Origin of the sequence: Lelliottia nimipressuralis, assembly GCF_004402045.1 — a bacterium.
Lineage (GTDB): Bacteria > Pseudomonadota > Gammaproteobacteria > Enterobacterales > Enterobacteriaceae > Enterobacter > Enterobacter chinensis.
In genome coordinates this window covers 192,078-217,568 of the sequence record NZ_SOMG01000030.1, presented here as the reverse complement: position 1 = coordinate 217,568, position 25,491 = coordinate 192,078, and the positions used below count along the sequence as shown (strand labels likewise).

30 protein-coding genes and 1 other annotated feature are annotated in these 25,491 nt (G+C 53.1%); of the genes, 11 read left to right on the top strand and 19 right to left on the bottom strand.

Annotated features, from left to right (window positions below):
• Window positions 1-4: 4 nt before the first annotated feature.
• From pheS to thrS, 6 genes are all read right to left on the bottom strand, one after another.
• Entirely contained in the window at window positions 5-988 is a 984-nt protein-coding gene (gene pheS, locus E3U32_RS18665; RefSeq protein ID WP_134349961.1) for a phenylalanine--tRNA ligase subunit alpha, read from the bottom strand.
• A gap of 62 nt (window positions 989-1,050) precedes the next feature.
• Window positions 1,051-1,175, bottom strand: a sequence feature (Phe leader region).
• Window positions 1,126-1,170 (bottom strand): pheST operon leader peptide PheM, encoded by a 45-nt coding sequence (gene pheM / locus E3U32_RS23670; protein WP_001386830.1) that lies wholly within the window; start codon window positions 1,168-1,170, stop codon window positions 1,126-1,128. It overlaps the preceding feature by 45 nt.
• Before the next feature lie 117 nt (window positions 1,176-1,292).
• The gene (rplT, locus tag E3U32_RS18655; RefSeq protein WP_000124850.1) at window positions 1,293-1,649 is read right to left on the bottom strand and encodes a 50S ribosomal protein L20; all 357 of its coding nucleotides are present in this window, start codon (window positions 1,647-1,649) and stop codon (window positions 1,293-1,295) included.
• 51 nt (window positions 1,650-1,700) lie between these two features.
• Entirely contained in the window at window positions 1,701-1,898 is a 198-nt protein-coding gene (rpmI, locus tag E3U32_RS18650) for a 50S ribosomal protein L35 (protein WP_003030583.1), read from the bottom strand.
• A gap of 97 nt (window positions 1,899-1,995) precedes the next feature.
• Window positions 1,996-2,538 (bottom strand): translation initiation factor IF-3, encoded by a 543-nt coding sequence (gene infC / locus E3U32_RS18645; RefSeq protein WP_059443439.1) that lies wholly within the window; start codon window positions 2,536-2,538, stop codon window positions 1,996-1,998.
• A 3-nt stretch (window positions 2,539-2,541) separates the two neighbouring features.
• On the bottom strand, window positions 2,542-4,470 hold the full coding sequence (gene thrS, locus E3U32_RS18640; protein ID WP_025757343.1) for a threonine--tRNA ligase: 1,929 nt from the start codon (window positions 4,468-4,470) through the stop codon (window positions 2,542-2,544).
• A 215-nt stretch (window positions 4,471-4,685) separates the two neighbouring features.
• Between thrS and yncL the strand changes: the two genes are divergently transcribed.
• Both yncL and yniD read left to right on the top strand, forming a co-directional pair.
• Window positions 4,686-4,886: a stress response membrane protein YncL gene (yncL, locus tag E3U32_RS23915; protein WP_080471855.1), complete on the top strand. Its 201-nt coding sequence runs from the start codon at window positions 4,686-4,688 to the stop codon at window positions 4,884-4,886.
• Window positions 4,887-4,984: 98 nt separating this feature from the next.
• Window positions 4,985-5,092, top strand: coding sequence for a small membrane protein YniD (yniD, locus tag E3U32_RS18630; protein WP_008500658.1), 108 nt, complete (start codon window positions 4,985-4,987; stop codon window positions 5,090-5,092).
• An 80-nt stretch (window positions 5,093-5,172) separates the two neighbouring features.
• Here yniD and E3U32_RS18625 read toward each other — a convergent pair whose 3' ends face one another.
• Window positions 5,173-5,931 carry a DUF481 domain-containing protein gene (locus tag E3U32_RS18625; protein WP_134349960.1) on the bottom strand — a complete coding sequence of 253 codons (759 nt, stop codon included), beginning with the start codon at window positions 5,929-5,931 and terminating at the stop codon, window positions 5,173-5,175.
• Between the two features lie 295 nt (window positions 5,932-6,226).
• On the opposite strand from E3U32_RS18625, the gene pfkB reads away from it, so the two are divergent.
• The 3 genes from pfkB (at window position 6,227) to E3U32_RS18610 (ending at window position 8,522) form a co-directional block, all read left to right on the top strand.
• On the top strand, window positions 6,227-7,159 hold the full coding sequence (gene pfkB / locus E3U32_RS18620; protein ID WP_134350746.1) for a 6-phosphofructokinase II: 933 nt from the start codon (window positions 6,227-6,229) through the stop codon (window positions 7,157-7,159).
• Between the two features lie 106 nt (window positions 7,160-7,265).
• Window positions 7,266-7,556 carry a type V toxin-antitoxin system endoribonuclease antitoxin GhoS gene (ghoS, locus tag E3U32_RS18615; RefSeq protein WP_134349959.1) on the top strand — a complete coding sequence of 97 codons (291 nt, stop codon included), beginning with the start codon at window positions 7,266-7,268 and terminating at the stop codon, window positions 7,554-7,556.
• Window positions 7,557-7,661: 105 nt separating this feature from the next.
• On the top strand, window positions 7,662-8,522 hold the full coding sequence (locus E3U32_RS18610; protein WP_008500662.1) for a fructosamine kinase family protein: 861 nt from the start codon (window positions 7,662-7,664) through the stop codon (window positions 8,520-8,522).
• 36 nt (window positions 8,523-8,558) lie between these two features.
• On the opposite strand, the gene E3U32_RS18605 is transcribed toward E3U32_RS18610, so the two are convergent.
• Window positions 8,559-9,095, bottom strand: coding sequence for a YniB family protein (locus E3U32_RS18605; protein ID WP_134349958.1), 537 nt, complete (start codon window positions 9,093-9,095; stop codon window positions 8,559-8,561).
• 148 nt (window positions 9,096-9,243) lie between these two features.
• Between E3U32_RS18605 and hxpB the strand changes: the two genes are divergently transcribed.
• The 3 genes from hxpB (at window position 9,244) to E3U32_RS18590 (ending at window position 12,125) form a co-directional block, all read left to right on the top strand.
• The gene (gene hxpB / locus E3U32_RS18600; RefSeq protein WP_134349957.1) at window positions 9,244-9,915 is read left to right on the top strand and encodes a hexitol phosphatase HxpB; all 672 of its coding nucleotides are present in this window, start codon (window positions 9,244-9,246) and stop codon (window positions 9,913-9,915) included.
• Window positions 9,916-10,015: 100 nt separating this feature from the next.
• Window positions 10,016-10,606 (top strand): metal-dependent hydrolase, encoded by a 591-nt coding sequence (locus E3U32_RS18595; protein ID WP_134349956.1) that lies wholly within the window; start codon window positions 10,016-10,018, stop codon window positions 10,604-10,606.
• Between the two features lie 127 nt (window positions 10,607-10,733).
• Window positions 10,734-12,125: an L-cystine transporter gene (locus E3U32_RS18590; RefSeq protein WP_134349955.1), complete on the top strand. Its 1,392-nt coding sequence runs from the start codon at window positions 10,734-10,736 to the stop codon at window positions 12,123-12,125.
• 48 nt (window positions 12,126-12,173) lie between these two features.
• On the opposite strand, the gene cedA is transcribed toward E3U32_RS18590, so the two are convergent.
• Window positions 12,174-12,530 carry a cell division activator CedA gene (cedA, locus tag E3U32_RS18585; RefSeq protein ID WP_435659355.1) on the bottom strand — a complete coding sequence of 119 codons (357 nt, stop codon included), beginning with the start codon at window positions 12,528-12,530 and terminating at the stop codon, window positions 12,174-12,176.
• Between the two features lie 86 nt (window positions 12,531-12,616).
• Here cedA and katE point away from each other — a divergent pair, with 86 nt between their 5' ends.
• Window positions 12,617-14,866: a catalase HPII gene (gene katE, locus E3U32_RS18580; RefSeq protein ID WP_134349953.1), complete on the top strand. Its 2,250-nt coding sequence runs from the start codon at window positions 12,617-12,619 to the stop codon at window positions 14,864-14,866.
• 89 nt (window positions 14,867-14,955) lie between these two features.
• Here the strand turns inward: katE and chbG are convergent, their stop codons facing one another.
• The 7 genes from chbG to osmE form a co-directional block, all read right to left on the bottom strand.
• Entirely contained in the window at window positions 14,956-15,705 is a 750-nt protein-coding gene (chbG, locus tag E3U32_RS18575; RefSeq protein WP_134349952.1) for a chitin disaccharide deacetylase, read from the bottom strand.
• Between the two features lie 11 nt (window positions 15,706-15,716).
• A complete protein-coding gene (locus E3U32_RS18570) occupies window positions 15,717-17,072 on the bottom strand; it encodes a 6-phospho-beta-glucosidase (protein WP_134349951.1) in 1,356 nt (451 codons plus the stop codon).
• 110 nt (window positions 17,073-17,182) lie between these two features.
• Window positions 17,183-18,001 carry a transcriptional regulator ChbR gene (gene chbR, locus E3U32_RS18565; RefSeq protein WP_059310970.1) on the bottom strand — a complete coding sequence of 273 codons (819 nt, stop codon included), beginning with the start codon at window positions 17,999-18,001 and terminating at the stop codon, window positions 17,183-17,185.
• Window positions 18,002-18,030: 29 nt separating this feature from the next.
• Window positions 18,031-18,378: a PTS N,N'-diacetylchitobiose transporter subunit IIA gene (gene chbA / locus E3U32_RS18560; RefSeq protein WP_134349950.1), complete on the bottom strand. Its 348-nt coding sequence runs from the start codon at window positions 18,376-18,378 to the stop codon at window positions 18,031-18,033.
• Window positions 18,379-18,425: 47 nt separating this feature from the next.
• Window positions 18,426-19,784 carry a PTS N,N'-diacetylchitobiose transporter subunit IIC gene (chbC, locus tag E3U32_RS18555; RefSeq protein ID WP_134349949.1) on the bottom strand — a complete coding sequence of 453 codons (1,359 nt, stop codon included), beginning with the start codon at window positions 19,782-19,784 and terminating at the stop codon, window positions 18,426-18,428.
• A gap of 80 nt (window positions 19,785-19,864) precedes the next feature.
• Window positions 19,865-20,182: a PTS N,N'-diacetylchitobiose transporter subunit IIB gene (chbB, locus tag E3U32_RS18550; RefSeq protein ID WP_008500676.1), complete on the bottom strand. Its 318-nt coding sequence runs from the start codon at window positions 20,180-20,182 to the stop codon at window positions 19,865-19,867.
• Window positions 20,183-20,463: 281 nt separating this feature from the next.
• A complete protein-coding gene (osmE, locus tag E3U32_RS18545; protein ID WP_010430142.1) occupies window positions 20,464-20,808 on the bottom strand; it encodes an osmotically-inducible lipoprotein OsmE in 345 nt (114 codons plus the stop codon).
• 221 nt (window positions 20,809-21,029) lie between these two features.
• On the opposite strand from osmE, the gene nadE reads away from it, so the two are divergent.
• Together nadE and cho are read left to right on the top strand one after the other, a co-directional pair.
• A complete protein-coding gene (gene nadE, locus E3U32_RS18540) occupies window positions 21,030-21,857 on the top strand; it encodes an ammonia-dependent NAD(+) synthetase (protein ID WP_134349948.1) in 828 nt (275 codons plus the stop codon).
• A 113-nt stretch (window positions 21,858-21,970) separates the two neighbouring features.
• Window positions 21,971-22,849: an excinuclease Cho gene (gene cho, locus E3U32_RS18535; protein ID WP_134349947.1), complete on the top strand. Its 879-nt coding sequence runs from the start codon at window positions 21,971-21,973 to the stop codon at window positions 22,847-22,849.
• On the opposite strand, the gene ves is transcribed toward cho, so the two are convergent.
• The 3 genes from ves to astE all read right to left on the bottom strand — a co-directional run bounded on the left by ves (window position 22,827) and on the right by astE (window position 25,483).
• Window positions 22,827-23,384 (bottom strand): environmental stress-induced protein Ves, encoded by a 558-nt coding sequence (gene ves, locus E3U32_RS18530; RefSeq protein WP_134349946.1) that lies wholly within the window; start codon window positions 23,382-23,384, stop codon window positions 22,827-22,829. The two genes, cho and ves, sit on opposite strands and share 23 nt — an antisense overlap.
• 297 nt (window positions 23,385-23,681) lie before the next feature.
• Window positions 23,682-24,179, bottom strand: a complete 498-nt coding sequence (gene spy, locus E3U32_RS18525; RefSeq protein ID WP_134349945.1) for an ATP-independent periplasmic protein-refolding chaperone Spy — start codon at window positions 24,177-24,179, stop codon at window positions 23,682-23,684.
• 338 nt (window positions 24,180-24,517) lie between these two features.
• Entirely contained in the window at window positions 24,518-25,483 is a 966-nt protein-coding gene (astE, locus tag E3U32_RS18520; RefSeq protein ID WP_134349944.1) for a succinylglutamate desuccinylase, read from the bottom strand.
• Window positions 25,484-25,491 lie beyond the last annotated feature (8 nt).

Genomic DNA, 25,491 nt, shown 5'->3' with positions numbered 1-25,491 from the left:
GCCCTTATTTAAACTGTTTGAGGAAACGCAGATCGTTTTCGAAGAATGCACGTAAGTCGGTCACGCCGTAGCGCAGCATGGTCAGACGTTCCATGCCCATGCCAAACGCAAAGCCGGAGTAAACTTCCGGATCGATACCCACGTTGCGCAGCACGTTTGGATGCACCATGCCGCAGCCCAGCACTTCCAGCCATTTGCCGTTTTTACCCATCACGTCAACTTCCGCAGACGGTTCAGTGAACGGGAAGTAGGACGGACGGAAACGGACCTGCAGATCTTCCTCAAAGAAGTTGTTCAGGAAATCGTGCAGCGTGCCCTTCAGGTTGGTAAAGCTGATGTTTTTATCAACAATCAGGCCTTCCATCTGATGGAACATTGGGGTGTGGGTCTGATCGTAGTCGTTACGATAGACGCGGCCCGGCGCAATGATGCGGATTGGCGGTTCCTGATCCTTCATGGTACGGATCTGAACGCCTGAGGTCTGGGTACGCAGCAGACGCGTAGCGTCGAACCAGAAAGTGTCGTGGTCAGCACGAGCCGGATGATGGCCAGGAATATTCAGGGCGTCGAAGTTGTGGTAATCATCTTCGATTTCCGGGCCAGTCGCCACGGTAAAGCCGAGCTCACCGAAGAAACTTTCAATGCGGTCAATCGTACGTGTGACCGGGTGCAGACCGCCGTTTTCAATACGACGACCCGGCAGAGAAACGTCGATCGTCTCTGCGGCCAGACGCGCGTTCAGCACCGCACTTTCCAGCTCAGCTTTGCGCGCATTCAGTGCCTGTTGCACCTGCTCTTTGGCATCGTTAATCACCGCACCCGCTGCCGGGCGTTCTTCTGGCGGCAGTTCACGCAGGGTAGTCATTTGAAGGGTCAGGTGCCCTTTCTTACCAAGATATTCGACGCGGACATTGTCTAACGCGGCAACATCTGAGGCCTGATTAATGGCGGCTGTTGCACTGGCAACCAGCTCTGCGAGATGTGACATGATTTTCCTCATTATGTCGGTGCAGACACCGATCTGGTGGAGTTATTCTCTCAAATTCAGGCACAAAAAAAGCCTCCATCGGGAGGCTTATCTGGCGCTGTTTTTCGTTTCATCTTTCACGCGCTAGCCTCCTGAACTCAGGTGCTAAAGTAAAAGAAGAAGCGGAAAATAGCAGCATTCATGCTTGCGTTACCTTGTAGGGTAAAAACCGTTAAGACCTTATTGAAAAGCCTGGACCGGTAAAAGTCAATGTTCTGATGATGTTAAAACAAAAGAGGGAGCAAAGCCCCCTCTTTCAACTGGCTTATGCCAGTGCTGCTTTCGCTTTTTCGACCAGAGCGGTGAACGCTACTTTATCGAATACTGCGATGTCAGCCAGGATCTTACGGTCGATTTCAACAGAAGCTTTTTTCAGGCCGTTGATGAATTTGCTGTAAGAAATACCGTTCTGACGTGCTGCTGCGTTGATACGCGCAATCCACAGTTGACGGAACTGACGCTTACGTTGACGACGGTCACGGTAAGCGTACTGACCTGCTTTGATAACAGCCTGGAAGGCAACGCGGTATACGCGTGAACGCGCACCGTAGTAGCCTTTAGCTTGTTTCAAAATTTTCTTGTGACGTGCACGTGCAATTACACCACGTTTTACGCGAGCCATATGTGCTCTCCTGTATCTATATTCTTAGTAAAAAAATTAAACGTTAACGGCTTATGCGTACGGCAGGCACGCGATAACCAGACCCAGATCGCCTTTAGAAACGAGGCCTTTTGGACGCAGGTGACGTTTACGCTTAGTAGATTTTTTGGTCAGAATATGACGCAGGTTTGCGTGCTTACGCTTAAATCCACCACCACCGGTTTTTTTGAAGCGCTTAGCAGCACCGCGTACGGTCTTAATTTTTGGCATCTTAATAACTTCCACTTCGCATTGTTAAATAAACGAAACATAGGCGAACAAAACCTATGAAACCCGAAGGCTCCACAGATTTTGCTGCTTGAAGGCCTTACTGTTTCTTCTTAGGAGCGAGCACCATGATCATCTGGCGGCCTTCGATCTTCGTAGGGAAGGATTCGACTACTGCCAGTTCACTCAGATCTTCACGGACGCGATTAAGCACTTCCATGCCGATCTGTTGGTGGGCCATCTCACGACCGCGGAAACGCAGTGTGATCTTGGCCTTATCGCCATCTTCCAGAAAGCGAATCAGGCTGCGGAGTTTTACCTGATAATCGCCATCGTCGGTACCAGGACGGAATTTAATTTCCTTAACCTGGATAACTTTTTGCTTCTTCTTCTGTTCCTTAGAAGACTTACTCTTTTCATAAAGGAACTTGCCGTAGTCCATAATACGACAAACTGGCGGTTCGGCGTTAGGGCTGATTTCAACTAAATCTACTCCAGCTTCTTCAGCTTTTTCGATCGCTTCTCTCAGACTCACAATCCCCAGTGGTTCACCTTCAAGATCTGTTAAGCGAACTTCCTGGGCGCGAATCTCGCCATTGATACGATTCGGACGTGCCGTTTGAACTCGTTTTCCGCCTTTAATACCTTATTCCTCCAGTTGTTGAAGACTGCGGCTGCGAATCTCTTGTTGCAGCTTCTCAATCACTTCACTTACGTCCAGGCTGCCCAGGTCTTTACCACGGCGGGTGCGAACGGCAACTTTGCCTGCTTCCACCTCTTTATCACCACAGACCAACATATACGGGACACGACGTAAAGTGTGCTCGCGGATTTTAAAGCCAATCTTCTCATTTCTCAAGTCTGCTTTTACGCGAATGCCCGCATTTTGAAGTTTCTGCGTCAATTCTTTAACGTAATCCGCCTGAGAATCGGTAATATTCATCACGACAACCTGCACTGGCGCAAGCCAGGTTGGGAAGAAGCCTGCAAACTCTTCGGTCAGGATGCCGATGAAGCGCTCCAGAGAACCGAGGATTGCACGGTGAATCATTACCGGCACCTGACGCTCGTTGTCTTCGCCAACATAAGAGGCGCTAAGACGCTGAGGCAGGGAGAAGTCCAGCTGTACAGTACCGCACTGCCAAGCTCTGTCGAGACAGTCATACAGGGTAAATTCAATTTTCGGACCGTAGAATGCGCCCTCGCCCAGCTGGTATTCGAACGGAATGCCGTTCTCTTCCAGCGCCACGGCAAGATCCGCTTCTGCGCGATCCCATGTCTCATCGCTACCGATACGTTTTTCCGGACGCGTTGAGAGTTTGACCACGATTTTCTCGAAGCCAAAGGTGCTGTACATATCGTAGACCATACGAATACAGGCGTTAACTTCATCACGTACCTGATCTTCCGTACAGAAGATATGCGCATCATCCTGAGTAAAGCCACGAACACGCATCAGACCGTGCAGCGCACCTGATGGTTCGTTACGGTGGCAGCTACCGAACTCCGCCATACGCAGCGGCAGATCGCGGTAGGATTTCAGACCCTGGTTGAAGATCTGAACGTGGCCTGGGCAGTTCATTGGCTTAATGCAATATTCACGGTTCTCAGAAGAGGTGGTGAACATCGCATCTTTGTAGTTGTCCCAGTGGCCGGTTTTTTCCCACAGCACACGGTCCATCATGAACGGGCCCTTCACTTCCTGATACTGGTACTCTTTCAGCTTGGAGCGTACGAAGGTTTCCAGTTCACGGAAGATAGTCCAGCCATCGTTATGCCAGAACACCATACCCGGCGCTTCTTCCTGCATGTGGTACAGGTCAAGCTGCTTACCGATTTTACGGTGGTCACGCTTCGCGGCCTCTTCCAGGCGCAGCAGGTACGCGTTCAGGGCTTTTTTATCGGCCCACGCGGTACCATAAATACGCTGCAACATCTTGTTGTTGCTGTCGCCGCGCCAGTAGGCACCCGCGATCTTCATCAGTTTGAAGTGATGACAGAAGCGCATGTTCGGCACGTGCGGTCCACGGCACATGTCGACGTATTCTTCGTGATGATACAAGCCAGGCTTGTCATCATGCGAAATGTTTTCGTCAAGAATTGAGACCTTGTAGCTCTCGCCACGCTTCACGAAGGTTTCACGCGCTTCGTGCCAGCTGACTTTCTTCTTGATGACGTCATAGTTCGTTTCGGCGAGCTCGTGCATACGTTTTTCGAGCGCGTCTATATCTTCCTGAGTCAGGGTGTGATCAAGGTCAACGTCGTAGTAGAAACCATTGTCGATAACCGGACCGATCGCCATTTTGGTGTTTGGCCACAGCTGTTTGATAGCATGGCCAAGCAGGTGCGCGCAGGAGTGACGAATGATCTCCAGACCTTCTTCGTCTTTCGCGGTAATGATTGCAAGCGTCGCATCGTTTTCGATCAGATCGGACGCATCAACCAGTTCACCGTTAACGCGGCCGGCGATGGTCGCCTTCGCGAGACCAGGACCGATGTCCAGGGCAACATCCATTGGGCTAACAGCGTGGTCGAAATGGCGTTGGCTGCCATCAGGAAGAGTAATTACAGGCATTTTATATCCTTATTTGCAGTGATGCCCCACACATAAGAGCATATACAAAGAAAATAATCGTGATTTGACAATAGATTACGACACCATCTGACCAACAATCGTCAAATTGGTTCGTCATCATTCACCTGCCGAAAATCAGACTACGTCGGATTTACAGCAAGGCTTGTAATGTTAACACTAACAAAAGGGAGATTGCACCCTCTGCCGGCAGATTGATGCGCTGGCACTTTCGCATGAATTTGCAGGTCGCATATTCCCGGTGCTCGCATTCCAGAAATGCTGGGCTACTCTTGAACAGGTCTTTAAACCCAAAGGTGCATACCATGAACGTATCTAGTAGAACGGTTGTGATATTGAACATCCTTTCAGCCACAGGTTTATTGTTGATTCTCGCCGAACGATTCCACTGGTTCTGAGCCTAACCCTGCGCTGGCATAACCCAATCGATCCTGAGAAGGGGCATATTTCGGCCCTGTTTGGTAGACTGTGGATATCAACGGACAAGGATTAGGTTATGCCAACAAAACGATTTGCCGTAAAACACTGGAAAATGGTGCTGGTGCTGATTGCCATCTGCGGCGCAATGCTGCTACTTCGTTGGGCGGCAATGATTTGGGGCTAGAGGCGAATAGCAGTAATCAGAAGGGACGTCAAAAGGCCTGAGCTGAAATACGGGCCGACAACATCATCGGCCCGCCATTATTACATTCTGTAACCCAGTGAAATCGTGGTTCTGCGATCGGTATGATCCGGTGCAGTTTCTGGTGGTGAAGAGTTCCAGGTCACGTTGTAAGCCACTTTCAGACCAAAGTGCTCGTTGATAGCCACGTTCAGCGCCGTCTCAGAGTTCAGCGTCGTATCGTCGGCACCAAATACTGAAACACCCTGGGTAAATTTGGTGTTGTCCGTCATCTGCCAGGCATAGGTACCGGAAGCGTAACCGAGCGGTTGGGTTTTGGTATCACCATCGGTGTACTCGTCATAACGCACACCCGGACCGAATTCAAAGCGGAAGCTGTGTACCGGACCATTCAGGAACTGGCGACCATAACCGGCGGTAAACACATCGCGCTGACGATATCCGTTGTAACGGTCGGTTAACCAGCTTGCCTGACCAAACAGGTAGTCATAGTCAGTCATGTTGTAACGGCTACGTCCGCCTGCCGCATATTTCTCGGAAGAGCGTTCGTCATTAGCGGACGTGTTGCTGGCATTGCCCCACAGAGACCAGGCGGTGTTGCTACCGTACCAGGTGAGCGTACTGTCCGCCGTCAGAGAAGAGCTTTTCGTGTTACCGGATTGTGCCAGATACCCTGCGTTCAGGTTACCTTCAAAAGGTTTTTTCGCGGTGGTGGGATCGTCCATGACAGTAAAAACGGTATCATCGGCGGCTGCGTTCATAGCTGCAAACACGCCACCCGCCAGCATCAGTGCAGCGGGAACTGTCTTTAAAAGCTTCATTTTATTAAGGAGTCCGTACAACAAAAAAAGAGACCACACGGTCCCGGAATCTTTCTTGAGGATCAATGACAAGGCGTCCAGAGAAAGGTAACAAATTATAAAAAGCCGCAAATAACATAGCAATGTTTTCTTATTTCATTTTTTGAATAAGAACGATCCCAAAAAGCGTTTTATTTTATATAACCCGCGCCTCACTTTTCGTCAGTATTCATATTTAAAATCATACTGTTATTTACATTGCCTTCCTGACAAATGGTGCCAGACTAATAAGAACCCACGCTAAAAGGAGGTAATGATGGTTTCTATCTACACCCTGACGCTCTCCCCTTCCCTTGATTCCGCAACCCTGACGCCGCAGATTTACCCGGAAGGTAAATTGCGCTGTAGCGCCCCTGTCTTTGAGCCCGGCGGCGGCGGTATCAACGTGGCGCGCGCCATTACGCACCTCGGCGGTAAAGCGACGGCAATTTTCCCCGCCGGCGGTGCCACCGGCGAACACCTGGTCTCTCTGCTGGCAGATGAACAGGTGGCCGCAGAGACCGTCGAGGCCAAAGACTGGACGCGGCAAAACCTGCATGTCCACGTGGAATCAAGCGGCGAGCAGTACCGTTTTGTCATGCCTGGTGCGAAACTTAGCGATGATGAATTTCGTCAGCTTGAAGAGAAAGTGCTGACGATAGAAAGCGGTGCGCTGCTGGTAATAAGCGGTAGCCTGCCGCCCGGCGTAAGCCCGGAAAAGTTAACCGCGCTGATTCAGGCCGCGCAGCAACGCGGGATCCGCTGCATTGTCGACAGCAGCGGCGAGGCCCTGCTGGCGGCCCTGGTACCGGGCAATCTTGAGCTGGTCAAACCCAACCAGAAAGAGCTTAGCGCACTGGTCAACCGCGCGTTGACGCAGCCTGATGATGTTCTCACTGCCGCGCAGGAGCTGGTACGCAGCGGCAAAGCACGACGCGTCGTGGTTTCCCTTGGCCCTCAGGGGGCACTGGCAGTTGATGAAACGTCGTCCGTTCAGGTTGTCCCGCCGCCGATGAAAAGTCAGAGCACGGTAGGCGCTGGCGACAGCATGGTGGGCGCGATGACGCTGAAACTGGCGCAGGGCGCGTCGCTGCTGGAAATGACACGTTATGGCGTGGCGGCAGGCAGTGCCGCAACCATCAACCAGGGCACGCGTCTTTGTTCGTTATCCGATACGCAAAAAATTGTCGATTACCTGTCCCGAAATTAACGCCTGTTCCCCTTCATCTTTATGGAGGGGAATGTCATCTCTGAGTCGCCAAACGCAAACTATCGACTATGCTAAGAAAACTTCCATGATAACAATGAGGTGAATTATGAGCAGTGGTGACATCACCCGCTACGTCGTTACCATCAACCTTCATGAAGCATCGCTGACCGAGCTGAATGAGCTCAATAACGCCTTCACCCGGGCTAATTTTCTCCTCACGCTCACGGATGACGAGGGCAATGTTCATGATTTAGGCACCCTGGCATTTGGCCTGATAACCCCCCTGAGCCAGGAAGAGGTTCATGCGCTGGGCGCCAGTCTGGTGGAAAGTGTGACCGACAAGCCAGCCGAAATTGACGTGAAAACCTGGGAAAGCTGGCAGAAAAAAGAACAATAAGTGCCCTGTATGAATTTAAACCGCTCAGGTGTGCGTTAGTTCGTATTTTTTTACCGCAATTATGCGCTAACTTTATGATCTGGCAGACAACATGGGAGAGAGAACATGTGGCAGGCTATCAGTCATCTTTTAAGTGAGCAACTGGGTGAAGGTGAAATCGAACTGCGTAACGAACTGCCAGGCGGTGAGATCCATGCCGCGTGGCATTTACGCTACGCTGGGCGCGATCTTTTCGTTAAATGCGACGAGCGAGAGTTGCTCCCGATATTTACCGCCGAAGCCGACCAGCTGGAGCTACTGTCGCGCAGTAAAACGGTGACCGTCCCGCAGGTCCTGGCCGTGGGTAGCGACCGCGACTACAGTTTTCTGGTCATGGAATATCTCCCTGCCCGCCCGCTGGATGCCCACAATGCTTTCATTCTCGGTCAACAGTTAGCGCGCCTGCATCAATGGAGCGACCAGCCGCAGTTTGGTCTCGATTTTGACAATGATCTCTCCACCACGCCACAGCCCAACGCCTGGCAGCGCCGCTGGTCGACGTTTTTTGCCGAGCAGCGCATTGGCTGGCAGCTTGAGCTGGCCGCTGAGAAAGGGCTTGAGTTTGGCAATATTGATGCCATCGTCGAGCATGTTCAACAGCGTCTGGCATCCCACCAGCCTCAGGCCTCTTTGCTTCACGGCGATTTGTGGTCCGATAATTGCGCGCTGGGTCCCAACGGCCCCTACATCTTCGACCCGGCCTGCTACTGGGGTGACAGAGAGTGCGATCTTGCCATGCTGCCGCTACACCCTGAGCAGCCACCGCAGATATACGACGGGTACCAGTCTGTTTCCCCCCTGCCGCCCGGCTTCCTCGATCGCCAACCGGTATACCAGCTTTATACGCTGATGAACCGTGCCATTCTTTTTGGCGGTGAACACCTTGTTAACGCGCAGCGGGCGCTGGAGCGCATGCTTGCCGCCTGAGAAGAGAACGGGTGGCCTTACCGCCACCCTTATCAATTACAGAAAACCGAGCAGTGAGAAAAAGAAATATCCCGCCACAATGATGAGCACGGGAAGGATATAGAGCGGGAAAATCTGCAGGAAAATGGTATGACGCGGAACAACAATACGGGATTCAATCTGCTCCCGACTCATTCCTTCCGGACCTTTGGCCTGTTCCAGAATTAACTGGTCCTCAACGCCTTCGCGTAAAAAGCGCGTCTGGCGGCTCATTCGCGCGCCAGAGGCCTGCAGGGCCAGGGCGACAAAGATGAGGGCGTAAATCACCCAGAAGCCGATATTCAACTGATGCTGAAAATCCGGGGTGGGTGAGTTGAACCAGAAGACATTCAAAAATGGCGTATTAAAACGCATCATCTCAATCATGACATGAGCGAAATCAAGCATTACCGCATTGATACCCGGCTGTTTTTCGCTGTGATCGTACATAAATTTGAGCACTGAAATCAGCGTAGAAATGACGGCAGGAATAAAAATCACCCAGCCAGCAATACGTTTTAAGACCGCGATGCGTCCAGCTTGTTGATACGTCATCAGTTCCTCTTCATAAAGACGCGTTATTTGTGCCTAAGTCTACCTGCTGGTCATCAATTTCGCCCGCTCTTTAAAAGCAATATGCTAAATTGCAGAGTGTGCTTAGCACTTATCGTCTGTCGAACACCCTGGATAAGGAGACGTTGTGATGTCGACACCGCGCCAAATTCTTGCCGCAATTTTTGACATGGATGGATTACTGATCGATTCCGAACCGTTGTGGGATCGCGCCGAACTGGACGTCATGGCCAGCCTTGGCGTTGATATCAACCGCCGTAATGAACTTCCTGATACGCTGGGTCTGCGCATCGATATGGTGGTTGAACTGTGGTTTGCCCAACAGCCATGGGTTGGACCCGGTCGCGATGAAGTGACCGCACGCATTATCAGCCGTGCCATTTCGCTGGTAGAAGAGAACAAGCCGCTGCTGCCCGGCGTACGTGATGCTGTCGCGCTGTGCAAAGCTCAGGGGCTGAAGGTCGGCCTGGCCTCGGCTTCACCACTGCATATGCTGGAAAAAGTGCTCACCATGTTTGAACTGCGCGACAGTTTCGACGCCCTGGCGTCCGCTGAAAAACTGCCTTACAGCAAACCCCACCCGCAGGTCTATCTGGACTGCGCCGCTAAGCTGGGCCTTGATCCGCTCAACTGTGTTGCTCTGGAAGATTCCGTTAACGGTATGGTGGCGTCGAAAGCCGCGCGGATGCGCTCCATTGTGGTGCCTGCGGAAGAAGGCCGCCACGATCCCCGCTTTGCCCTTGCCGATGTGAAGCTCACTTCACTGGCAGAGCTCACGGCGCAGCACCTGCAGGGCGGTTAACGCCCCCCTCCGGTTGTGACAAACAGTTACACCGTCACCTCTTCCGCCTACTGTATAAAAACCCTATACTGTATGAATTGACAGTTTTGTGGGTTTTATCATGACGGCGGAAGGCCACCTGCTTTTTTCTATTGCGTGCGCAGTATTTGCCAAAAACGCTGAACTCACTCCTGTGCTGGCGCAGGGGGACTGGTGGCATATTGTCCCTTCCGCCGTTTTGACCTGTCTGTTGCCCGATATTGACCATCCCAAATCCTTCCTCGGTCAGCGCCTGAAGTGGGTGTCGAAACCCATTGCCCGCGCGTTCGGCCACCGGGGGTTTACGCACAGTCTGCTGGCCGTGTTTGGCCTGCTGACGCTCTTCTATTTAAAAGTGCCCGATAGCTGGATAGTTCCCGCCGATGCCATTCAGGGAATGGTGCTGGGTTATTTAAGCCATATTCTCGCCGATATGCTCACGCCTGCGGGCGTGCCGCTGCTGTGGCCCTGCCGCTGGCGTTTCCGTTTTCCCATCCTTGCTCCTCAGAAAGGTAACCAGCTTGAGCGCGCGCTGTGCATGGCGCTGTTTGCTTACGCCGTCTGGATGCCACAAACATTGCCCGAAAACAGTGCAGTCCGCTGGTCTTCCCAGATGATTAATTCGCTGCAATTTCAGTTTAATCGCTTTATTCATCACCAGATTGAACAGTAAACCGACAAAATCATCCCGTTTGTCATAACCCATTCCATTTGGATATAAGCGCTACATCACACTTCTGCTAACCTTCCGCCAACAGGATCGGTAAAAACCGACCCGATAATAAATCAGGAGAACGGAGATGAATTTTCCACTCATCGCGAACGTCGTTGTGTTCGTTGTATTGCTATTGCTTCTCGCGCAGGCGCGCCACAAACAGTGGAGCCTGGCGAAAAAAGTGCTGGTTGGTCTGGCCATGGGTGTCGTATTTGGTCTGGCATTACAGGCGATTTATGGCTCCGATAATCCAGTTCTGAAAGATTCTATTCAGTGGTTCAACATTGTCGGTAACGGCTATGTCCAGCTGCTGCAGATGATCGTTATGCCGCTGGTGTTCGCCTCTATTCTGAGCGCCGTTGCGCGCCTGCATAGCGCAACTCAGCTGGGCAAAATCAGCTTCCTGACCATTGGTACGCTGCTGTTTACCACGCTGATTGCCGCGCTGGTGGGTGTGCTGGTAACCAACCTGTTTGGCCTGACTGCCGAAGGTCTGGTTCAGGGGAGTGCTGAAACGGCGCGTCTGACCGCGATTCAAACCAACTATGTGGGTAAAGTGGCTGACCTGACCGTGCCGCAGATGGTGCTCTCCTTCATTCCGAAGAACCCGTTTGCTGACCTGACCGGCGCGAGCCCAACCTCCATCATCAGCGTGGTCATTTTCGCCGCGTTCCTCGGCGTGGCGGCGCTGAAGCTGCTGAAAGACGACGCGCCAAAAGGCGAACGTGTGCTGACCGCGATTGATACCCTGCAAAGCTGGGTGATGAAGCTGGTTCGTCTGGTGATGCAGTTAACCCCTTACGGCGTCCTGGCGCTGATGACCAAAGTGGTTGCCGGCTCTAACCTGCAGGACATCATTAAGCTGGGTAGTTTCGTCGTCGCCTCTTATCTGGGCCTGGGCATTATGTTCGTAGTGCACGGTATCCTGCTGGGCGTGAACGGCGTCAGCCCGCTGAAATATTTCCGTAAAGTCTGGCCGGTACTGACCTTTGCCTTCACCAGCCGTTCCAGCGCCGCGTCTATTCCGCTGAACGTTGAAGCGCAAACCCGTCGTCTGGGCGTGCCTGAATCCATCGCCAGCTTCTCTGCCTCCTTTGGCGCGACCATTGGTCAGAACGGCTGTGCGGGTCTGTACCCGGCAATGCTGGCCGTGATGGTCGCCCCGACGGTGGGTATCAACCCGCTGGATCCAGTATGGATTGCCACGCTGGTCGGGATTGTTACCGTAAGCTCCGCAGGCGTTGCGGGTGTTGGCGGTGGCGCAACCTTCGCCGCGCTGATTGTTCTGCCTGCGCTGGGTCTGCCGGTCACGCTGGTCGCCCTGCTCATCTCCGTTGAGCCGCTGATCGACATGGGCCGTACCGCGCTGAACGTGAGCGGCTCCATGACCGCCGGAACGCTGACCAGCCAGTGGCTGAAGCAGACTGACAAAGCGATTCTGGAAAGTGAAGACGACGCCGAGCTGGCGCACCGTTAATCACTGTAGAAATAAAAAAACCGCCTGATGGCGGTTTTTTTATGGCTGTTATTCTTCAACCTCTTCATCCTGGCGGATCTGCATCGCCCACCGCTGCGCCGCTTCCGGCACTGTAAAAGTGGGAGAGCGGCGGAAATGTTCGCCGATCAGCACAAAGGCCACGAATTTACCCCGCAGTTGCCAGACATCGCGATACCCCTCCACTTTCAGGGCATGGTCAGGCGGCGCGGGCTCAACGCGGGGCACGTAGCTAATAACCTGGCGGTTTTGTTGACGAAGAGGTTTCATAAGCGACTGGTTCACTAAAGCAAATTCTTGAAGCAGGAAAATCCTATGATAGCCGATCCTGCTGCCTTCCGTCGCGCACCGAGTGGGTGAGATAGCTCCTTTCGTTAAGGACGGCATGTGAAAACTCTTAGTTCGCGAGCCATCTCGCGACATTGTTCTATCCTTAATAGGGTTTTTAGCAATGAATCAAGGAGAATCGTGCAATGTCGAACAAAGATAAAACACATCAATCACCCATTCATGGCACTGAAGAATCTCAACCGGGCATGGACTCTCTCGCCCCTTCAGACGGCTCTCACCGCCCCTCCCCTGGCCCTTCCGCCCCTGGCGAACAGCCTACCGCACCGGGAAGTATGAAATCCCCGGACACCGGGAACGAGAAGCTGAAATCCCTTGAGCCGCACCGTAAAGGCGGTGAAGGTTTTGCGCTCACCACCAATCAGGGCGTACGCATCGCAGATGATCAGAACTCCCTGCGCGCCGGGGCGCGTGGGCCAACCCTGCTGGAAGACTTTATCCTGCGGGAAAAAATCACCCATTTTGATCACGAACGGATACCGGAACGCATCGTCCACGCGCGCGGTTCCGCTGCGCACGGCTACTTCCAGCCATACAAGAGCCTGAAAGCGATCACTAAAGCGGATTTCCTCTCCGACCCGGATAAAATCACCCCGGTGTTTGTGCGTTTCTCCACCGTGCAGGGTGGCGCGGGTTCAGCAGACACGGTGCGCGATATCCGCGGCTTTGCCACCAAGTTTTATACCGAAGAAGGTATTTTCGATCTGGTAGGCAACAACACCCCGGTGTTTTTCATTCAGGATGCGCATAAATTTCCTGACTTTGTCCATGCGGTAAAACCGGAGCCCCACTGGGCCATACCACAGGGACAAAGTGCGCACGACACCTTCTGGGACTATGTCTCCCTGCAGCCTGAAACCTTGCATAACGTGATGTGGGCGATGTCAGACCGGGGCATTCCGCGCAGTTATCGTACGATGGAGGGATTTGGTATTCATACCTTCCGTCTGATCAACGCCGAGGGAAAAGCCACGTTTGTCCGTTTCCACTGGAAGCCCGTTGCGGGTAAAGCCTCCCTGGTATGGGATGAGGCGCAGAAGCTGACCGGGCGCGATCCGGACTTCCATCGCCGCGAGCTGTGGGAATCCATTGAAGCAGGTGACTTCCCGGAGTATGAACTGGGCCTGCAGCTCATTCCGGAAGAGGACGAATTTAAGTTCGATTTCGATCTTCTGGACCCGACGAAGCTGATCCCGGAAGAGCTGGTGCCGGTTCAACTGGTGGGTAAAATGGTGCTCAACCGCAACCCGGATAATTTCTTTGCCGAAAACGAGCAGGCCGCGTTCCACCCGGGGCATATCGTGCCGGGGCTGGATTTCACCAACGACCCACTCTTACAGGGACGTTTGTTCTCGTATACCGATACGCAGATCAGTCGTCTTGGCGGGCCGAACTTCCACGAAATTCCGATTAACCGGCCAACCTGCCCGTACCACAACTTCCAGCGTGACGGGATGCACCGTCAGGATATTGATACCAACCCGGCCAACTATGAACCGAACTCCATCAACGATAACTGGCCGCGTGAAACCCCTCCCGGACCGAAACGCGGTGGATTCGAATCGTATCAGGAGCGTATCGATGGCAACAAAATTCGCGAACGCAGCCCGTCATTCGGCGAGTATTACGCCCACCCGCGCCTGTTCTGGAACAGCCAGACGCCGATTGAGCAGCAACACATTATCGGCGGCTTCAGCTTTGAACTTAGCAAAGTGGTACGCACATACATCCGAGAGCGCGTGGTCGATCAGCTAGCGCATATTGATATTCAGCTTGCCCAGAGCGTGGCGGATAACCTGGGTATTACGCTGACCGATGAACAGCGCAACCTGGCTCCGCCAAAAGAGGTTAACGGCGTGAAGAAAGATCCGTCGCTGAGCCTTTATGCGGTGCCGGGTGGCTCGATTAAGGGCCGCGTAGTCGCCATCCTGCTGAACGACAAAACCCGCGCCAGCGACGTGCTGGGGATCATGCAGGCGCTGAAAACCCAGGGCGTGCACGCCAAACTGCTCTATTCGCGCATGGGTGAAGTGACCGCCGATGACGGCTCCGTGCTGCCGGTGGCAGCGACCTTTGCCGGTGCGCCGTCGCTGACCGTTGATGCGGTGATTGTGCCGTGCGGGGATATTGCCAGCCTGCTGAACAACGGTGACGCCGTTTATTACCTGCTGGAAGCCTATAAGCACCTTAAACCGATCGCGCTGTCCGGCGATGCGCGACAGTTTAAAGCGCAGCTGAAGGTGGCAGAACAAGGTGAGGACGGCATTGTCGAAGGAGATAACGTTGACAATGCGTTTATGACGAAGCTGTTTGATTTGCTCGCCGCACACCGCGTCTGGTCTCGCAGCAGTAAGATTGACCTGATCCCGGCGTGAAAAAAGCCGGGTGGCGCTTGCGCTTACCCGGCCTACATTTCGACTGGTTTTGTAGGCCCGGTAAGGCGAAGCCGCCACCGGGCTTTGTTTTAAAGATCCCCGAAAGTCCCCAACCGATACCCACGCTCTGCAATGGCGTATTTCAGCGAGGCCGACGTCAGCACATCCAGCTCCGCCAGACGCGGCCAGCAGTAGGCGCTCTTACGCACGGTATTATCCACAAAGGCAGGATGCGCCATCACTTCCACCGACGTTTCACCACGGGCGGCGGAATCATCCAGCACCTTCAGGAACAGCGCTTCGTCGATTTCATCGCCATAAAACGCGCTGCTGAACCCCGCTGTGGTTGTCACCGCGCACTCCGGCAACCCGCGTATCTCGCGATCCACACGCATCGCCACGCCCTTGCGCTGAGTAAACGCCGCGACAATCGGGAAAATCGCCGGGATCATATGCACGTGGTGATGGCTGTCGATGTGCGTCGGTGCCTGACCAAACACGTCAACAAAGCGGTTGAACTGACACTCCAGTTCGCGGGTAATCTCATCAAGCGGCAGAGCGCCCTGCTCCGCCAGTTCCCAAATCCACTTGCCCAGATGTCCTTCGCGGGTCAGGCCAGGCATCGGCGAAAGCGGCATCCCGAGCGTCAGCACAAAATGCATGCCGACGCCCAGCGCTGGCACTTCGCGGCTCAGCTGCGCCGCGTGTTCAACCGCTTCACCATTAACCAAAGCCGTTGTAGAGGTCACAACCCCCCGGCGACAGGCTTCAATAATGCCGTAGTTTTGGCCTTTCGAGAGGCCAAAATCATCGGCATTAACGATCAGCAGGTTTTCCATTGTGCATCCTCTCAGTGCTGTTTGAACTTCAGCTTCTCGATCGTGGCGGCAAAGTTCGGCAACCATTTTTCATGCGCCAGAATCATCTCCCTGGCCAGCTGCTCCGCATCGCGGTCAGAATGCACCAGCGGGCTAAGGTTCAGCGCCAGCAGCACGTCATTGAGTTCACCGCTTAGCGCCGCGTTGCTGGCAGCCACTTCAAAGCCTTTGATGGTGTGGATAAGACCCATGACCTTATCATCAAAATGGGTGATGCGCGGATGAGGTTTTGCGCCATCGCGCCCCAGGATGCAGGTCATCTCAACGGCCCAGTCAGCCGGGATGTTGTCGATGTGACCGTGATGCGGCACGTTAACGTAGTGCTCCGCCTGCTTGTCATTGTAAATGGCGTTGATGACTTCACATGCGGCATCGGAGTAGTAGGCCCCGCCGCGCTGCTCAAGTTCTTTCGGTTTGACGTTCAGGTTCGGATCTTTATACAAATCAAACAGCTGTTTCTCAACTTTCTGTACTATTTGTGCACGCGCTCCGCCTTTATAGTACTCGCCCATTTCGATAGCCAGCATCTCTTTCTGCTTGAAGTAGTAGAGCAGATAAGAGCATGGCAGCAGATTCAGGGAGCGGATTAACCCTTCGCTGAACGGCAGATCGAAGATATTTTTCACCGATGCGGCAGTCAGGCGGCCGGAAGCCACACCGTCGAGCAGTTCGGCAAAACGCGATTTTCCGTTCACGATAACGTCTTTAATAAACACCATGTGGTTCAGGCCGAACAGATCGATAGAGAGATCGTCGTTGTCGGTCAGCTCCAGCACGTCACGAATGAACATTTTCATGCCAATCGGAATATTACAGACGCCGATAAACCGTTTGAACCCGGTGTGGCGATAAACCGCCTCGGTCACCATCCCGGCCGGGTTGGTAAAGTTAATCACCCACGCGTTCGGGCAGACCTCCTGCACATCTTTGACGATGTCGAAAATGACCGGAATGGTGCGCAGACCTTTAAACAAGCCGCCCGCGCCGTTGGTTTCCTGCCCCAGATAACCGTGGCTCAGGGGAATGCGTTCGTCCAGTTCACGCGCTTTGAGCTGGCCCACGCGCAGCTGGGTGGTCACGAAGTCAGCGTCTTTTAATGCCTGGCGACGATCGAGCGTCTTATGCACGGTCAAGGGTACACCGGCTTTTTCAACCATTCGTTTGCACAGGTCGAAAATGATATTCAGTTTTTCCTGACCTTCCTCAACGTCAACCAGCCATAATTCGCTGACCGGTAATTCATGATAACGTTTCAGGAAACCTTCCAGTAATTCCGGGGTATAGCTGCTGCCGCCACCAATGGTCACGACTTTTAATTTCTTTTGCATAACATCTCCCTTCGTGTATCAGGTTAATCGCCTGCAAGGTATAGCGGACTCTTCCCGCTATTTGGGCAAGCAATCAAGGCAATATTTGTGGCGAATGAAATCGCCAGGTACTAATTAATTACCGTCAAATTTTTCCGGTAACTGTTTGGTGTGAATGAGGTAAATTTCTTAAAGGTTTTTATAAACAGGCTGGGGCTACTGTAACCGGACTCATAAGCAATATCGGTGACAGAATAGTTGGTAATTTCCAGCTGTTTTTTGGCAAAGTTAATGCGGATTTCATTAATAATCTGCACGGGCGTTTTACGATAATAACGCTGCGTCGCACGGGTCAGATATTCCTGGGATTTTCCCGACAGAGAGACCATATTTTCCAGCGCGTTTTCGCTGAACTGACCTTTATCGTGCATCAGTTCAACGGTGCTGCGCAGCCATTGCGGGATATCATCCGTCACCTGCTGCTCTTCACGATGATGACGCAGTCGGTTCATCACGTAGAAGGTGACCGTTTCAATAAACTCATCAAATTCATTGTCGCGGAAGTTAAGCGAGGCAATTACCGTTTCAATCCAGGTCATGAACTCGTTTTTGACCCGATAGACCTGGGACGCCACAAAACAGAACGGCACCAGCGGCAGGTAGTGCTTCTCAAAGAAGCGTCTGCTGACGCCCACGTTCAGAATGCGGGTCGCACCAAATTCGTAAAAGCTCTGGTGATGGGATCCCATCGGCAGGAAGACAAAATCCCCTCGTTCGAGCAGAACGCGCTTGCCGTTGATCTCCTGGTAGTAGCGACCGGTCAGAACAATCGTGAACTCGTAGTAGTCATGCTGGTGCAGACCACTGGCGCTTTCCGTCTTGTTGTAGATAACCACGTGAAAATTCTTGCCATTAAACAGCTGCTGCTCAAGTGCGGTTTTAATTTCCATCGTGCTGACCTCCTGCCACTCAGTCTGACTTACTGCATCTTCTCGTGAAGCTCGATTAGCTCCGCCACCAGCTCACGCGCCAGCATCGACGTCATCAGATGATCCTGCGCGTGGACCAGCACCAGACTGACCTTCATTTTTCCTTCACCCTGATCACCTTCAATCAGCTTTGTCTGCACCAGGTGCGCTTCATTCAGCGCCATACGGGACTGGTCCATCATGGTTTTCGCGGCGGCGAAATCCCCCTGCTTGGCCTGCTTGAGTGCGGCATACGCCAGGCTGCGGGCCTGCCCGGAGTTGATGATAAGACCCATCACCACTTCTTCGAGATCGTTCTCTGCGGTTTCTTCTGCAACGATACTATCCAAATCTAACATCTTTAAGCTCCTTGTGGCTGGCGCGAGCTGCCCCGCGCCGGTCAATCTTAGAATTTCAATGAGAGGGCAATATCCTCTTCGCTCTCTTCTTCATCGATGATGGTGGCGGCTTTGTTCGCAATCGCCACAAACGGCATATAGAGCAGGGTTGCAATCCCGAGGTTGAATATCGCCAGCAGGAAGGCTGCAACGCTACCGTTGGTGTTGAAGAAGGCGCCCAGACCCGCCGGCATGGTCCACGGTGCAATGTTGGTGACTGGCGGAATGATGCCCATGTAATACGCCGTCAGGGTAATAGCGGCCAGCAGCGGCTGAATCAGGATGAACGGAATGAACATCACCGGGTTCATGATGATTGGCAGACCGAACAGAATCGGTTCGTTAATCTGGAAGATGCCTGATGGCAGCGCCAGCTTCGCGACCTGACGGTAATCAGCGCGACGAGAGACAATAAAGACCGCGATGATCAGACCCAAGGTCGCCCCGGTACCACCCAGGAAGATATAGGAGTCAAGCATCGGCTTCGCCCACACATGGAAGGTTTTACCCGCTGCCAGCGCCGCGTCAACGGAGCCGTACTGCTGGTAAAGCGCAACGTTTTCCAGTGCCCATGGGGTCATAATCCCGCTGTCCAGCGCGGCCAGTGCCAGTGAACCATGCACGCCGAAGAACCACAGCAGAGAAGTGAAAATCACATACGCCCAACCAACCACGCCACCCATCGACGCCAGCGGCGTAGAGATAGAATCCATGATGATCTGGTGGAAGTTCGTGCCCCAGTGAGAAAGCGCCCAGGCAATAATCCCCATAATGGAGAGGATAATGAAGCCTGGAATCAACGCGGAAAATGAACGAGATACAGATGCCGGTACGCTATCCGGCAGGCTGATAACCCAGTTGCGACGGATAATAAAGGTGAACATCTCCGCCACCACCAGACCGATAACAATACCGGAGATGATGTTAGCCCCGCCCAGCCAGTTGGCACCAACGGCATAGGCTTCACCGACGCTGTAAGGGGTTACGGTCATAAAGGCGGCAACGGATAATAACCCGGCGGCAAGTGGATCCACTTTCCGCTCTTCTGCCAGCGCCATCCCAATAAAGAAAGGCGCCATCAGCGACATAATCCCCAACGTACCGTTATAGACGTTGCCGCCGATGGCTTTTAAACCGTTAAGGGTTTCAATAGTGGACGCGTCTAACCGAATTCCTAATGAATAAAAGAAGGAACCTTCACCAAAGCTCAGAAAAACGTTGTTAATTAAAACGAACATGGCCCCGGCCAGCGTCAACGGCATTAATTTAATAAAGCCGTTTTTGATGGCATTAACGTGAGGCTGCTTTCCTATTTTAACAGCAAAAGGAAGGAGTACCTTTTCAAGTGAAGCGATGACTTTACTCATAGGAAAATACCCTTAAATGCCGCAACAGAGGTTACGGCGTAATTGTGTGTGAAATTACTCTTTGACGGGAAAAATAAAAATTAATTAGCAGCTTTTTTAATTGCTGCCACAGCAGCTTTCAGTACACCTAAACCATCAATCTTGCCGTACAGCCCCGAGTCGATCACCTCGACCGGTTTATTGGGTAACAGTCGTTGTATTTCGGGCAACATATAGGCAATTTGCGGTCCCAGTAAAACAACGTCGGCGGTCTGGCCCTTTTCGCCCGCCAGCGTCTCTGGAAACGCTTCAATCACCACAGGGACTTCATACTTTTCAGCCTGCGCACGCATCTTTGACACCAGCAGTGAGGTTGACATGCCCGCTGAGCAGAACAGGTAGATATGTTTCTTTTCCATCGTAATTTCCCTCTTGTATGACTACCTGCCATCGCGCTATCACTCGACTCGCTGTCCCGGCAGACAGGTAGCTTGCGTACTGTTGTTTGTCGTTGGAGTGAGTATACGCAATGGTACAGACAGGGGATAATTCTGGATAGACTCAAATTGTCTCTCATTGACCTGGCTTGTTGACTCCCTTCACATTTCGGGCAAATAATTCGCGCAAAGAAATAAGATTTACGTATGCATAAAAAAACCGGCCCATGGGCCGGTTTGTTAACATTCTCAGGTAAGCAGCGTTACTGCGCCTTAGGTGCCTGCGGATCGGTATCGTATTCAGCACAGGTCTGATAGCCGGAGTTAATAACATGACCGGTATCATCCAAGGCGACAAAGTAGGTTTCTGCCTTACCATCACGTTGACCCAGGATATAGGTCTGGCAGGTCCCTTTCGCATGAATCATGGTCACTTCAGAAGAAGGTTTACCGGCAATCGCAGCCACCTGCGAACGGGTCATCCCTTTTTTGACGTCTTTCACTACGGGCTGCGTAAACTGATCCTTGGTGCGATCGTAAGCCGTACACCCTGCCAGCATAGTCAGTACCGCCGCTGCGCTAAGAATTCCTGCTACGTTCTTGTTCATATTCCGTCCTCTTGTTTATCAGCGTGTTATCTAAGCATGGGATAAAAAGTACTATTGTTCAACTTTGTGAATTGTGCCAGACGAATTTCGGAAAATTCTAATAAAACAACGATAACCTGCTAAATCGACGCAAATTAACGCACTCGAAACTGTGATCCTTGTCGTTTCTCGCCCAAAGGGTTAGTTTTAACAGTTAACACATTCTGTTTATGGGGGGCGTGATGGCTCTGCAACAAGAGATTATCCAGGCGCTGGGCGCGAAGCCCGCGGTAGATGCAAATGAAGAGATCCGCCGCAGCGTGGATTTTTTAAAATCGTATTTAAAAACGAACTCTTTCCTGAAATCTTTGGTGCTGGGCATCAGCGGCGGCCAGGATTCGACGCTGACCGGCAAGCTCTGCCAGATGGCGATTTCAGAGCTGCGCGACGAGACGGGCGATGAGACGCTGCAGTTTATCGCTGTACGTCTTCCTTATGGCGTACAGGCCGACGAGCAGGATTGCCAGGACGCCATTGCCTTTATCCAGCCTGACCGCGTGCTCACCGTCAATATTAAAGGATCGGTGCTGGCAAGCGAGCAGGCGCTGCGCGAAGCGGGTATTGAGCTAAGCGATTTTGTTCGCGGCAACGAGAAAGCCCGCGAGCGCATGAAAGCGCAGTACAGCATCGCCGGGATGACCAAAGGCGTCGTCGTAGGCACCGACCATGCGGCAGAAGCGATCACCGGTTTCTTCACCAAATACGGCGACGGCGGCACCGACATTAACCCGATCTTCCGCCTCAACAAGCGTCAGGGTAAGCAGCTGCTTGCCGCTCTGGGCTGCCCTGAGCATCTCTATAAGAAAGCACCGACAGCGGATCTGGAGGACGATCGTCCTTCCCTGCCGGATGAAGCGGCCCTTGGCGTCACCTATGACAACATTGATGATTATCTGGAAGGTAAAAAACTGGATGACGGTACCGCGAAAATCATCGAAAGCTGGTATCTGAAAACCGAACACAAACGTCGCCCTCCGATTACGGTGTTTGACGATTTCTGGAAAAAATAAACGCAAAACGGCAACCCCGTTTCGTAGGCCGGGTAAGCGCAGCGCCACCCGGCTCTTTTTTAACCACCACACACCTGCTACACTGTATACCTGAACAGTATATGGAGTGGTATGTGAGCAGGCGTCAATCCGCCCCGCGTCTTGAGTTTGAAGCGGCGGCTATCTACGAATATCCCGAGCACCTTCGCCCCTGGCTTGAGGCACTGCCTAAGCTGCCGGGCGTGTACATTTTTCACGGTGAAAGCGACACTCTGCCGCTCTATATCGGCAAAAGCGTCAATATTCGAAGCCGGGTGTTATCCCATCTGCGTACGCCGGACGAGGCCGCCATGCTGCGCCAGTCGCGACGTATTACCTGGTTCCAGACGGCGGGAGAAATGGGCGCGTTATTACTGGAAGCGCGGTTAATCAAAGAACAACAACCGTTGTTCAATAAGCGCCTGCGCCGCAATCGTCAGCTCTGCTCCCTGCAGATAACCGCCGGCAAACCGCAGGTTGTCTACGCGCGCGAAGTCGATTTTTCTCATGCCCCGAATCTCTATGGGCTGTTCGCCAATAAACGTGCCGCACTCCAGGCGCTGCAAACGCTGGCGGACGATCTACAGCTTTGCTACAGCCTTTTGGGTCTGGAGGCAACCACCCGCAGGCGCGCCTGTTTCCGATCCGCGCTGAAGCGCTGTGCGGGCGCCTGCTGTGGGAAAGAGAGCGTTGAGGCGCATCACGCCCGGCTCCTCGCAGGCCTGGCGACCATCAGCGTTAACTGCTGGCCGTGGGAAAATGCCGTCGCGCTAAAAGAAGTGGGTGAAGCGATGACCCAATATCACATTGTCAACAACTGGTTCTGGCTGGGCGCCGTCGACGACATCAACGACGCGGCAACCTTGTTGCGCACGCCCGCCGGGTTTGACCACGATGGCTACAAAATTCTCTGTAAACCCGTTTTAGCCGGTAAGTTTGAGGTCATTGTGCTCAATGACCTGGCAGCCACGTGATTTCGCTGAACAACAGGGTACCCTGAGGCTCCAGCAGACGCAGAGTATGGGTCCCCTCCTCCCAGCTGGCACCCTGATCGGCTGTCAGCAATTTATCGCCCAACTGCCATGCACCGCTTAACACGAAGACCACGCCCCCGCGTGTTCCAAAGGTGGTAAAGGTACGGTCGGCAACGCGCACCTTCGCCTGACAGCAGTCGCGACGGGTCATAATGTTGAAGTCCATCGCCATCTTTCCATCCGAAAGCAGCGCCTTTACCGGCAGGTCGCCGGCAAAACTGTAGGGCTGATGGTGCTTGAGGATATGAAAGAACGCCTGACCGGCATCGAGCGTCACCTCCCCTCCTTCCAGCAAGGTAATCACCCGATCGACGCCGGGGAAAGAGGAGAATTCGCCGTTGCTGGCGATAGTCGCGATACTGGCACGCCAGTGAAAATCGCGCGTCGCGGGAGGGAAACAACAAATCTCACGCGTTTCGCCAGCACCATTGCGCCAGAGGCTGACCGGCATCTTACGGATATCAAAGAACTCCATCACCACTCCTGAATGGCACAACCCGTGCCAGGGCAAGGATATCGCTATCGTTGCTGTCTTGTTTGTTATCGTTGGGTATTCACAGACACAGTATCGGCAGCAGAGCGGACAGGCCTTAGCAGAACGTTAATAAAAATTCTAACGCCATGACTCTACAAACATTCTCTGAAGCGACTACAGGAGAATACCGCGCTGGCGGCGGCAGACAAGAGGGCAGGAAAGAAAAACCGCCGGTCCTGTCCACAGCGGTTGCGCTTTTGTGGACAGGATCCCGGCGGTCTTAAGAGAGTGAACCGATTATTCGGTTGGTGCTGGCATTTTACCTTCCATCGCCGGACGTTCTGTCAGACGCTTCTCAAAATTCGCATTAAATTGTTTTTTCTGTTCCGGCGTCAGAATGTTGTAGATCTTATTCTGGGTTTCCATATGAGCCAGCATGCGGGCTTTGTGCTGCTCGGCCATTTTGTCGATCTGCGCTTCGGCTTTCGCCTTATCGAAGCTGTCGCTGGCGATGATGTCATGCATCGCACGACGCTCTTCAAGCGGAGGACGTTTCATCTGGTCGCGTTCGCTTTTCTTGATGTCGCGGATCTGCTGCTTCTGCGCATCCGTCAGGTTGAGATCCTTAAACATCATCATCTCGTTGTGCATACCCGGCTTGCCTTTATGATGCATCATCATTTTGCCTTCAGCAGGCGCAGCAGCGGTAGTGGTCGCGGTATCTGCGGCGAACGCCATGCTAGTAGCGCCCAGAGCCAGGGTAGAAGCAACAAACAGTGCAGTAAACTTACGCATAATTTATTTCCTTTCTTTCAGTTATTCTTCGGCGCTATGCCGTGTTGACGAGATTAACTTTACGGGGTTTATCGTCAATTAGTCAGAGCAACGGTAAAACAATGAAAGTGTAAAAAACAAATTTTCGCCAAATGTGGAGGAAATAAGGATAAAGCGTGGAGAGTTGCAACAAAAAATATTCAATACGATGATTTTAAAGAAATTAAGCAGAAGTATAGCGAAGTGAAGATTAATAATAAAGCAATTCACCAGGAATATTCCGCAAAAGAAGGGTGAGCGCTTTAAACGTTAAGAAAAGAGATTGTATTTCCCCTCCCGGATGACAAGAGGGGAAACGTTCAGGATATTTTTTCCAGCATCAGTCCGGCTCGCAGGCCAAACGCCACGGTGGGATTCGGGAATAAAACATACTCGGTTTTTTTTTGTACCTCGTAACGCTCTTCGCCATCTTCAGCCAGCAGCGCCCCTTTGCGAAACGGCGTGAAGTTCAGGGTGTGCGCGGCCATATGAAGCAGGAAGGCATCGCTGCGGCGCGTGATCTGCTGCACGACCCGATACCGCTCAACGGGCTGATGCGCGTGCTCGGGAACCGTCCCGCCCAGCAGCGCCCGAAGGGCAAGGTGCGTTGGCGCAAAGCGGGACAGATCGTTCTGGCCGAACGGCAGTGCTTTTCCCAGCTCCAGCGTACAGGCCAGCGCGCCGAAGTTTTCACAGGTAAAGTGGGTAAACGTTCCGCCCGGCGACTGATGAAATACCAGCGCCTCCAGCCCCGCGTCACCCAGCCAGCTCAGGAATGCTTCATCCCACGGCTGATTGCGCTGCGGCAGAACGCCAAAGCGGACATGGTAAGACGCGCGAATGGCGGTATGCAGATCAAGATGCCAGCGCGCGGGTCCCGCAGCCGCAAAAAACGCGGTCACGACGTTCTCCAGCCACTGTGCCCGCGCCGTTTCGTCACTCTGCGGGAACTGCGACCAGCGCCCGCCGAACATGCGGTTAATGTCACTCACCAGATACCGTTTGTTTTGCGCCAGCGCAGGCGGATTCCCGAGCACCACCAGCACGCGGCACGTAAGCGCAATCTCTCCGCGATACAGCGCGCGCAGCAGCAGGTCAACAATCTCAACGGGCGCCGTTTCATTCCCGTGGATGCCCGTTGAAAGCAGCAGCGACAGCTCGCTTTTTGCACCCGGCGTCAGCTCAAGCACCCCGCGCCCCAGCCAACGCCAGCGGAATGAGGGGCCCTGCCCCTCATTCTGTTCCGGCGTTTCATCGGCCAGGGTCAGTGCCAGTAAATTTTCCATACCCACTC

Coding starts and splice junctions, on each gene's coding strand:
- pheS (WP_134349961.1), bottom strand. CDS start 988: ATGTCACATCTCGCAGAGCTGGTTGCCAGTGCAACAGCCGCCATTAAT.
- rplT (WP_000124850.1), bottom strand. CDS start 1,649: ATGGCTCGCGTAAAACGTGGTGTAATTGCACGTGCACGTCACAAGAAA.
- rpmI (WP_003030583.1), bottom strand. CDS start 1,898: ATGCCAAAAATTAAGACCGTACGCGGTGCTGCTAAGCGCTTCAAAAAA.
- thrS (WP_025757343.1), bottom strand. CDS start 4,470: ATGCCTGTAATTACTCTTCCTGATGGCAGCCAACGCCATTTCGACCAC.
- yncL (WP_080471855.1), top strand. CDS start 4,686: ATGCGCTGGCACTTTCGCATGAATTTGCAGGTCGCATATTCCCGGTGC.
- yniD (WP_008500658.1), top strand. CDS start 4,985: ATGCCAACAAAACGATTTGCCGTAAAACACTGGAAAATGGTGCTGGTG.
- E3U32_RS18625 (WP_134349960.1), bottom strand. CDS start 5,931: ATGAAGCTTTTAAAGACAGTTCCCGCTGCACTGATGCTGGCGGGTGGC.
- pfkB (WP_134350746.1), top strand. CDS start 6,227: ATGGTTTCTATCTACACCCTGACGCTCTCCCCTTCCCTTGATTCCGCA.
- ghoS (WP_134349959.1), top strand. CDS start 7,266: ATGAGCAGTGGTGACATCACCCGCTACGTCGTTACCATCAACCTTCAT.
- E3U32_RS18610 (WP_008500662.1), top strand. CDS start 7,662: ATGTGGCAGGCTATCAGTCATCTTTTAAGTGAGCAACTGGGTGAAGGT.
- E3U32_RS18605 (WP_134349958.1), bottom strand. CDS start 9,095: ATGACGTATCAACAAGCTGGACGCATCGCGGTCTTAAAACGTATTGCT.
- hxpB (WP_134349957.1), top strand. CDS start 9,244: ATGTCGACACCGCGCCAAATTCTTGCCGCAATTTTTGACATGGATGGA.
- E3U32_RS18595 (WP_134349956.1), top strand. CDS start 10,016: ATGACGGCGGAAGGCCACCTGCTTTTTTCTATTGCGTGCGCAGTATTT.
- E3U32_RS18590 (WP_134349955.1), top strand. CDS start 10,734: ATGAATTTTCCACTCATCGCGAACGTCGTTGTGTTCGTTGTATTGCTA.
- cedA (WP_435659355.1), bottom strand. CDS start 12,530: ATGCCGTCCTTAACGAAAGGAGCTATCTCACCCACTCGGTGCGCGACG.
- katE (WP_134349953.1), top strand. CDS start 12,617: ATGTCGAACAAAGATAAAACACATCAATCACCCATTCATGGCACTGAA.
- chbG (WP_134349952.1), bottom strand. CDS start 15,705: ATGGAAAACCTGCTGATCGTTAATGCCGATGATTTTGGCCTCTCGAAA.
- E3U32_RS18570 (WP_134349951.1), bottom strand. CDS start 17,072: ATGCAAAAGAAATTAAAAGTCGTGACCATTGGTGGCGGCAGCAGCTAT.
- chbR (WP_059310970.1), bottom strand. CDS start 18,001: ATGGAAATTAAAACCGCACTTGAGCAGCAGCTGTTTAATGGCAAGAAT.
- chbA (WP_134349950.1), bottom strand. CDS start 18,378: ATGTTAGATTTGGATAGTATCGTTGCAGAAGAAACCGCAGAGAACGAT.
- chbC (WP_134349949.1), bottom strand. CDS start 19,784: ATGAGTAAAGTCATCGCTTCACTTGAAAAGGTACTCCTTCCTTTTGCT.
- chbB (WP_008500676.1), bottom strand. CDS start 20,182: ATGGAAAAGAAACATATCTACCTGTTCTGCTCAGCGGGCATGTCAACC.
- osmE (WP_010430142.1), bottom strand. CDS start 20,808: ATGAACAAGAACGTAGCAGGAATTCTTAGCGCAGCGGCGGTACTGACT.
- nadE (WP_134349948.1), top strand. CDS start 21,030: ATGGCTCTGCAACAAGAGATTATCCAGGCGCTGGGCGCGAAGCCCGCG.
- ves (WP_134349946.1), bottom strand. CDS start 23,384: ATGGAGTTCTTTGATATCCGTAAGATGCCGGTCAGCCTCTGGCGCAAT.
- spy (WP_134349945.1), bottom strand. CDS start 24,179: ATGCGTAAGTTTACTGCACTGTTTGTTGCTTCTACCCTGGCTCTGGGC.
- astE (WP_134349944.1), bottom strand. CDS start 25,483: ATGGAAAATTTACTGGCACTGACCCTGGCCGATGAAACGCCGGAACAG.